Annotated in this window: 7 protein-coding genes; 4 read left to right on the forward strand and 3 right to left on the reverse strand. The window is 35.7% G+C overall.

Annotated elements, in window-relative coordinates; all coding sequences use genetic code 11:
* Positions 1-6 precede the first annotated feature (6 nt).
* Both H6W52_RS17540 and H6W52_RS17545 read left to right on the forward strand, forming a co-directional pair.
* Positions 7-2,079, forward strand: a complete 2,073-nt coding sequence (locus H6W52_RS17540; protein ID WP_116099341.1) for a thiamine pyrophosphate-dependent enzyme — start codon at positions 7-9, stop codon at positions 2,077-2,079.
* Positions 2,080-2,246: 167 nt separating this feature from the next.
* Positions 2,247-3,278, forward strand: a complete 1,032-nt coding sequence (locus H6W52_RS17545) for a bestrophin family protein (RefSeq protein ID WP_116099342.1) — start codon at positions 2,247-2,249, stop codon at positions 3,276-3,278.
* 168 nt (positions 3,279-3,446) lie between these two features.
* Here the strand turns inward: H6W52_RS17545 and H6W52_RS17550 are convergent, their stop codons facing one another.
* A complete protein-coding gene (locus H6W52_RS17550; protein ID WP_116099343.1) occupies positions 3,447-3,905 on the reverse strand; it encodes an Lrp/AsnC family transcriptional regulator in 459 nt (152 codons plus the stop codon).
* A 154-nt stretch (positions 3,906-4,059) separates the two neighbouring features.
* Here H6W52_RS17550 and H6W52_RS17555 point away from each other — a divergent pair, with 154 nt between their 5' ends.
* Complete coding sequence (locus tag H6W52_RS17555; RefSeq protein WP_116099344.1) at positions 4,060-5,286, forward strand: aminotransferase class I/II-fold pyridoxal phosphate-dependent enzyme; 1,227 nt, start codon at positions 4,060-4,062, stop codon at positions 5,284-5,286.
* A 377-nt stretch (positions 5,287-5,663) separates the two neighbouring features.
* On the opposite strand, the gene H6W52_RS17560 is transcribed toward H6W52_RS17555, so the two are convergent.
* Positions 5,664-6,668, reverse strand: coding sequence for a glycosyltransferase (locus H6W52_RS17560; RefSeq protein ID WP_116099345.1), 1,005 nt, complete (start codon positions 6,666-6,668; stop codon positions 5,664-5,666).
* 492 nt (positions 6,669-7,160) lie between these two features.
* On the opposite strand from H6W52_RS17560, the gene H6W52_RS17565 reads away from it, so the two are divergent.
* Positions 7,161-7,439, forward strand: a complete 279-nt coding sequence (locus H6W52_RS17565) for a hypothetical protein (RefSeq protein ID WP_116100068.1) — start codon at positions 7,161-7,163, stop codon at positions 7,437-7,439.
* On the opposite strand, the gene H6W52_RS21365 is transcribed toward H6W52_RS17565, so the two are convergent.
* Entirely contained in the window at positions 7,420-7,548 is a 129-nt protein-coding gene (locus H6W52_RS21365) for a multidrug transporter (RefSeq protein ID WP_116100067.1), read from the reverse strand. The genes H6W52_RS17565 and H6W52_RS21365 overlap by 20 nt on opposite strands.
* Positions 7,549-8,001: the final 453 nt, after the last annotated feature.

Raw genomic sequence — 8,001 nt, forward strand, 5'->3', positions numbered from 1 at the left:
CTTTCTATGGAAAATACACTTCACGAAAAGGTTTCTCAAGATATATTACTCAAGGCTTATAACCACATGATGCTTGCCAAAGCAATGGCAGATATTTATGAAGAAAACAGAAATGTCTGTAAATATGTTCATAGTACATCAAGAGGGCATGAAGCCATTCAGTTGGCAACGGCTTATCAGTTAAAAAAAGAAGACTGGGTTTCCCCATATTACCGTGACGAAAGCATACTTTTAGGAATTGGTTTTGAACCTTATCAGTTGATGCTTCAATTGCTGGCAAAAGCTGATGATCCTTTTTCCGGAGGAAGATCCTACTACTCACACCCTTCAAGCAGGGACGAAAATAAACCGAAAATTATTCATCAGAGTTCCGCTACAGGAATGCAGACCATTCCTACAACAGGAGTTGCGCAGGGAATTAAATATATTCAGGATTTTGAATTGCAGGATTTTGAAAACAATCCTGTGGTGGTTTGCAGTCTGGGAGATAATTCTGTAACGGAAGGTGAAGTAAGTGAGGCTTTACAGTTTGCTGCTTTACATCAGTTGCCGATTATTTTCCTTGTTCAGGATAATGAATGGGGAATTTCCGTAACCAAGGAGGAAGCAAGAACGTGCGATGCCTATGATTTTGTAGCCGGTTTTACGGGCTTAAGCAGAATGAGAGTGGACGGAACAGATTTCGTTGAAAGCTTTGAAGTAATGAAAAAAGCGGTGGATTTTGTAAGAACAGAAAGAAAACCTTTGGTGGTTTGCGCAAAAACAGTTCTCATCGGTCACCACACATCCGGAGTACGAAGAGAGTTTTACAGAGACGAGGAAGATTTAACCAAACACAGAGCGAAGGATCCGGGAAATATTCTAAGAAATCATTTGATTGAATCCGGAGTTGATGAAGAATTATTAAAACAGATTACGAAAAAAGCCCGTCTTGAAGCTGAAGAAGCTTTTGAAAAGGCTAAAAATGCAGAAGATCCGAAGCCTGAAAGTGTAATGAATCATGTTTTCGTGCCAACTCCTATTACGGAAGAAGTTGGAACCAGAGAACCTGAAGGCGGAGAAAAAATTGTAATGGTAGATGCTGCGATTCATGCCATTCAGGAATTGATGTGGAAACATCCGGAAGCTTTGTTATACGGACAGGATGTTGGGGAAAGAATCGGAGGGGTTTTCCGTGAGACAGTAACGTTAGGAAAAAAATTCGGAAGCAAAAGGGTTTTCAATACCGCGATTCAGGAAGCTTATATCATTGGTTCTACAGCGGGAATGAGCGCAGTAGGATTAAAACCGATTGTTGAAGTTCAGTTTGCTGATTATATTTATCCGGGAATCAATCAGTTAATTACAGAGATTTCAAAATCGAGTTATTTAAGTCAGGGGAAATTCCCTGTAAGCAATATCATTCGTGTTCCGATCGGAGCTTACGGCGGCGGCGGTCCTTATCACAGCGGAAGTGTTGAAAGTATTTTAGCGAACATCAAAGGGATTAAAATCGCTTATCCGAGCAACGCGGCAGATTTCAAAGGTTTATTAAAAGCTGCCTATTACGATCCTAATCCTGTGGTGATGCTTGAACATAAAGGGTTGTACTGGAGCAAGGTTCCGGGAACGGAGGATGCAAAAACCATTGAACCTGCGGAAGATTATATTTTACCTTTCGGAAAAGGAAAAGTAATTATTGAAGCTGATAAGGAAGAAACCGAAAAAGGCAGAACTTTATTAATTGTTACTTACGGAATGGGCGTTTACTGGGCAAAAGAAGCTGCGAAAAACTTCAATGGAAGAGTTGAGGTTATCGATTTAAGAACCCTAATTCCTCTGGATGAAGAACTGGTTTTTGAGAGAGTAAAAGCGCATGGAAAATGTATTGTTTTAACGGAAGAACAATTAAACAATTCTTTTGCGGAAGCTTTTGCTCACAGAATTTCGAAAAACTGCTTTAAATATCTTGATGCACCGGTAGAAACGATGGGTTCTCTGGATGTTCCTGCGGTTCCAATTAATTTGGTGCTTGAAAAGGAAATGCTTCCGAATGCGGAAAAGCTTTCCAATAAAATTGAAGACATGCTGAAATATTAATTCAGTTTAAAATAAAAATGTAAGCCTCTAATTTTTTTAGAGGTTTTTTTGTGTCTTAATTTCTTATATTTATGTACTGTTAGCAAAAGGTTTTTGAAATTCTGTTTCAAAAATATGGTATCTGTTTTGCTTAGTCTTTTGCTGACTTTAAATTAGATTGCACAAATATGATTACAACAAAATATGTCAATTACAGACAGGTTCTCAATCTATCAGGATTTCATGTGATTCTGATTTCAATCTGGTGCACTTTAATTGCTGTGCTTTTTCACTTTTTCCATTGGGACTGGATGATTATTCCCTGGGTTCCGGTAGCATTGATTGGTACTGCGGAAGCGTTTTTAGTTGGTTTTAAAAACAACCAAGCTTACGACAGATTGTGGGAAGCCCGAAAAATTTGGGGCGGAATCGTTAATTTCAGCAGAATGCTCGGATCGATGGTATATGCTTTTCATACTTCCAATGAAGAAGCGGAAAAGTCTGATCTGGAAGACCGAAGAAAAAAGATTGTTTTCCGTCATATTGCATGGCTGTATCAGTTAAGGGAACAACTCCTGATTCCTACTGAATGGGAACATATTAAAGTGGAAGAAGACCAGCTTAAAAATGTAGACCATAAGCGTAACCGACTGATAAAAGCAGGTTTTCCGGATTACGGAAGAACGCCAATTTTCCTGAATAAATATTTATCCGAAGAGGAAACTGAATTGCAGTCGCAGTATAAAAATTTTGCGACTTACCTTATCGCTCAACAGTCGAAAGATGTAAATGAGCTTAAAAATATGAGTGCGATTTCTGATTTCAACCAAAAGCAATTGCAGGATTGCCTTAATGAATTCTATACATTGCAGGGACAGGCGGAAAGAATAAAAAAGTTTCCTTTGCCAAGACAGTTTGCAAGTACTGCTTTTATTTTTAATATTATTTTCATTATGCTTCTTCCGTTAGGTTTGGTGAGTGAATTTGCCAAATTGGGAGACTGGGGAATATGGGTCTCAATTCCGTTCTGTATTACGATTGGCTGGATTTATATTATTATGGAGCTGGTTGGAGATTATTCTGAAAATCCTTTTGAAGGTCTGATGTTTGATATTCCGATGCTTTCGATCTGCCGGACGATTGAGATTGATCTTCTGCAAATGACGGGAGAAACGGATTTGCCTGATCCTATTGCTTCTAAGAATGGGGTTTTGGTTTAATTGATTGCCTTCAATTGAAATTAAGACCGCAGTTTAGCCCCGATTGCAGCTTTGTCTGAGCTCATTTTCAGGGATTTGGGGTTGCGGCGGCTTCGCCGCCGCAACCTTAGATCACGAAAATAGCGAGTGCGGAAAGCGGGAAAAAGCTCCTGAAAAAGACTTTTTTCTCTATAAAACAATTGCCGTTGTATTTTTTACCTCAGAGATCATGAAAGAGCTGTGTGTACTTGCAATATGCTGCAGTGTGGTAAGTTTTGTAAGCATAAAATTACGATAGTCTTCCATATCTTTTACCCCGATTTTTAAGATATAATCGTAATCACCACTTACATGGAAGCATTCTGTGACCTCTTCTAAATTCATCACTTCTTTTTCGAACTGCAGAACGTATTCTTTTTTGTGCTGAGCGAGTTTGATATGGCAAAGCACAATGAAATTTCGGTGGATTTTGTTCCTGTCCAGAATCGCAACATATTTTGAAATCACTCCTGTATTTTCGAGTTTCCGAATACGTTCGTAAACAGCAGTAACAGACAAACCTAACTTGTGAGACAGTTCTTTGGTGGTTTGTTTGGCGTCTTCCTGCAAAAAAAGAAGCAGTTTTTTATCGGTATCATCAAAATTCATAGATAAATTTTAGTCAAAAGTTTATTACAATCAAATATAATAAACTTTTTTTCTATTGATTAGCATTTTACTAGATTTAAATTCTAATAATTTAAATTTCTGTTGTAATAGTTCAGGAGGTTATTCATATTTATAGCATAAAAACTTAAACGATATGAACGACTTTAATGCAGCCAACGAAATACAGGATTTGCAATATTTTGGTGAATTTGGCGGAGTAAACCCATCGATTTCCGACAGTTCTACTTATACTTTTCTTTCTGCGAAAACGATGTTCGATACTTTCGAAGGAAATGCAGAAGGATGCTATTTGTATTCAAGACATTCTTCTCCGATGAATCTGTATCTTGCACAGGCTTTGGCAAAACTAGAAAATACAGAAGCGGCAAACGTTACCGCATCGGGAATGGGAGCGATTACTTCGGTTCTGATGCAGGTCTGCAAAAGCGGAGATCATATTATTTCGAGCAGAACAATTTACGGCGGAACGTATGCTTTTATGAAAAATTTCCTTCCGCCATTTAATATTCAGACGACTTTCGTAGACATCAATAATTTTGAATCTGTTGAAAACTCAATTACCGAGAACACAAAAATCATCTACTGTGAAAGTGTAAGCAATCCGCTTCTGGAAGTTGCAGACCTTAGAAAACTCTCTGAAATCTGTAAAAGACATAATCTGAAACTGATTGTAGACAATACGTTTTCTCCGCTTTCTATTTCGCCAAAGCTTTTGGGCGCAGATATCGTGATCCATTCTTTAACGAAATTTATCAACGGAAGCAGCGATACCGTTGGCGGAGTGTACTGTGGAACTCAGGAGTTCATTAACGATACGAAAAACGTAAATAACGGAGCTTGTATGTTATTGGGGCCTACGATGGACAGTCTTCGTTCTGCAAGTATTCTTAAAAATCTCAGAACGCTTCACATCAGAATGAAACAACACAGTTACAATGCAATGTACCTTGCACAAAGATTTGAAGAAGACGGACTGCGTGTCTCTTATCCCGGATTAAAATCTCATAAAAACCACGAACTGATGAAAACGATGATGCACGAAGAGTACGGATTCGGCGGTTTGCTGACTTTAGACGCGGGAACCACAGAAAAAGCCAATGAACTGATGGAACTGATGCAGCAGGAAAATCTGGGTTATCTTGCGGTAAGTTTAGGCTTTTATAAAACTTTATTCTCATGTTCAGGAAGCTCCACTTCTTCTGAAATTCCGGAGGAAGAACGTGCTGCGATGGGAATTTCCGATGGACTGATCAGATTCTCAATAGGTCTGGATCACGACATCGAACGAACGTATGAAAAGATGAGAGAATGCATGCTCAAAACAGGCGTTCTCAGCCATGAAACCATCTCCATATCCTAATTATTGTAAAAAAGCTGTTGTTGATTCGACAGCTTTTGTTTTTTTAACCGCAAATGTTATAGAAGATATTTTGTATGCTATTTTGCAGCATTTTAAAAGCTAACAAAATATATTTTTTTTAGATAAGTTCCGCACCTAAAAAGCAATACTTACTGTAATCGAAAATCATAGTTTTTTAACGCAAAGTTTAATTTTAAATACCCATTATTTAAGGGAGCAAGGAAGAATCAACAAGTTGATTTGATGAAGCGTATGTTTCAAGCTTTGCGTAGCAAATTTATTTGCGTTTGCTGACTAAAATTAAAGCTTTGCTAAAAAATCTTTGCGTCAAAAAATTTACGCTAAAAAGTAATTCATTAAAAATTTTAGTGGTAAAATCAAACTTTATGAAAATGTTTCGGGAAGGCATCTTCGGGTTTCATCCTGAAAATATTCAGCAAAATCCACGATTTTAAGAAGCCATAACCGTAGGAAAACATCTGAATGTAGGTGGAAATAACCGCCATTCCGGCAATGCTTATATTTTTTGTCACCCACAAAGCGTGGAAAAGAACCATAAAAGTATATAACCCATAAAATGCAAGAATAACACCTTTTCCCAAAATGAAATATTCTACAAAGCCCATGATGTAGCCCAACATAAATAAGGTAGGAAATGCGAACGAAATTTTCACATAATTCGGGTGTCTTTGGTTAAGAATAGGTCTTGCACAGCCAAACTGATAGACCTGTTTCGAAAATTTTCCGAAATCTACCCTTCGTTTGTGATAGACTGCGATATCATCGAAAAAAGCAGTTGTAAAACCATTTTCCCAAAGCGTCATGGAAAGATCCGGGTCCTCTCCTATTCTCATTTCTGAAAAACCTCCGACTTTTTCGAAAACCTCTTTTTTCACCCCCATATTAAAGCTTCTGGGCTGAAATTTTGAAACGGCTTTTTTACTTCCTCTGATTCCTCCGGTCGTAAAAACAGAAGTCATGGAATAGGAAATGGCTTTCTGCATCAGATTAAAACCTTTATGCGCCTTATCTGCTCCGCCAAAAGCATCACACGGAATTTCAAGAATATCTTTTTTGATGTTTTTGATGTAATCGTTCTCTACAATAACATCGCTGTCTACAAAAACAAGCCATTCGTTTTCGGCTCTTCTTGCCCCGTAATTTCTCGATAAACCGGGTCCTGAATTATCTTTCCGGAAATATTTAATGGTTAAAAAACTTTCGAATTTTGCAATCGTTGGTTTTAAATCGATTAATGAGCCATCATCCACGATAATAATCTCAAACTCTTTGTCTGTCTGTGCAGTAAGAGAATTCAGGAGTTCAAAAAGTTCGTCTTTACGGTTAAAAATAGCAACGATAATGGAAATGGTAGGCTTCAAATCTGAAAATTTTTCAAAATTACTTATTCAGGAAGGAATGAGCAAATTTGTTTTGCTATAATTAAACGGAATGCACAATGAAATAATTTTGAATTACAAACTCTTTAATTTGATTAAATAATTCCCTGAAATTTCCGACAGATTCAAATAAGTCTTTATTCATCTTTTTTTCTATCCGATCCTAAAGAAAATATCCACTGTAAAAGATCTAAAATAAGTTCTATAAAATCAAAAGCATTCCAAGACATAGTATTTAATTTTAACAAAAATAAAAAACCTTCCGAATAATGAAAGGTTTTATTATCATACTTCTACCTGATTTTGTGAAATATCTAATTATAAAATTTACATATCAATAAATACTGAGTTCAATAGGATTATATCTCTTCGCTTTTTCTGAACTTTTCTTTATTAATAAGGTAATTATACGTTAGTTTACACTAACATAAAAAATAAAGGTCACTTTTGTAGTTGGTCTTTTTTATTAAAATTATGGAAACAAAAAAATATCCACTCGTATATATAGAATGGGAAGATTCATATTCTGTGCCTGATAAATGGCATACAGAAGACGAAATGACTGGAATATTAACTGACGAAAGTTTTATTGTTAAACAAACAGGATTTATTATAAAAGAAACAGATTCATTTATAGTATTAGCAAATCAGTTGAATGAACTTAACTTATCAGCAGATCAATATTCGGGACTACACAGAATTCCGAAAGGATGTTTAAAAAAGAAATTAGAACTTACTTCTTTTTCTTCTTAGGTGTAGGAGTTGATTTTTTATCTGTTTCCTTAACTGTTGTTTTAGGATTTTTCTTTGCATACTCTTCGGAAACATACTGTCCTGTTCCTGCATCTCTATATGGTGCCATAGCTATTAATTTAGTAATCACTAATATACAAATTATAAACAAAACAAAAAAGACCAACTATTAAATTAGTAGGTCTTTTTTTATTAATAATTTAAAATTTTAATTATGATACATTCCGAAAAATTAAATAAACAATTTGAAGAAAAAGAAATTATAATAACCTCAATTCTCAAATTGATTGAAAATAGAACTTATTCAGAAGTTAAATATATTTTAAAAAGAATAAAGAACCATTCAAAATGCAATTGTGTACTTACTTCTTCTCAGAAAGATACTTAATATATTGTTGTAAAGTTACATCTGTAAAGTTCTTCCATACATCCATAGTTTCTATTACACTTCCATTTGAAAGATGAATATTGATATAAGATGTATTATTTGGATATGCAAATAAAAATTCCAGTATAAGTTAAGCTACATTTTGATAAATTTTGTTTTGATTGTTAAACTCTT

It is taken from the genome of Chryseobacterium sp. C2(2020), from assembly GCF_014218915.1.
In the GTDB taxonomy this organism is placed as follows: domain Bacteria; phylum Bacteroidota; class Bacteroidia; order Flavobacteriales; family Weeksellaceae; genus Chryseobacterium; species Chryseobacterium mucoviscidosis.

Coding starts and splice junctions, on each gene's coding strand:
- H6W52_RS17540 (WP_116099341.1), top strand. CDS start 7: ATGGAAAATACACTTCACGAAAAGGTTTCTCAAGATATATTACTCAAG.
- H6W52_RS17545 (WP_116099342.1), top strand. CDS start 2,247: ATGATTACAACAAAATATGTCAATTACAGACAGGTTCTCAATCTATCA.
- H6W52_RS17550 (WP_116099343.1), bottom strand. CDS start 3,905: ATGAATTTTGATGATACCGATAAAAAACTGCTTCTTTTTTTGCAGGAA.
- H6W52_RS17555 (WP_116099344.1), top strand. CDS start 4,060: ATGAACGACTTTAATGCAGCCAACGAAATACAGGATTTGCAATATTTT.
- H6W52_RS17565 (WP_116100068.1), top strand. CDS start 7,161: ATGGAAACAAAAAAATATCCACTCGTATATATAGAATGGGAAGATTCA.
- H6W52_RS21365 (WP_116100067.1), bottom strand. CDS start 7,548: ATGGCACCATATAGAGATGCAGGAACAGGACAGTATGTTTCCGAAGAG.